We start from the raw sequence: 268 nt of genomic DNA on the forward strand, positions 1-268 counted from the left end.
GTCCGGACTGATTACGCCTTCGCTGGAAGAAATGCGCCTGGTCGCAGCCGAGATGAAACGCCAAGGCCTTGAGTTGCCGTTGATGATCGGAGGTGCAACCACCTCACCGGTTCATACCGCACTAAAAATCGAACCGGAATATGACCAGGGGGTGTTCTGGGTCAAGGACGCTTCGCGCGCCGTTGGCGTTGCGAGGCAGTTGATCAATCAAGAAAAAAGGCAGTCATTGCAGGCGAAAACCGCCAGGGACTACCAAGCCCTGCGTGAT

Annotated in this window: 1 pseudogene; it reads left to right on the forward strand. The window is 56.0% G+C overall.

The features are described from left to right. Positions 1-268, forward strand: a pseudogene (locus L9G74_RS20790) (methionine synthase); the annotation flags it as partial.

This window comes from Shewanella electrica, assembly GCF_022321485.1.
Classification (GTDB): domain Bacteria; phylum Pseudomonadota; class Gammaproteobacteria; order Enterobacterales; family Shewanellaceae; genus Shewanella; species Shewanella electrica.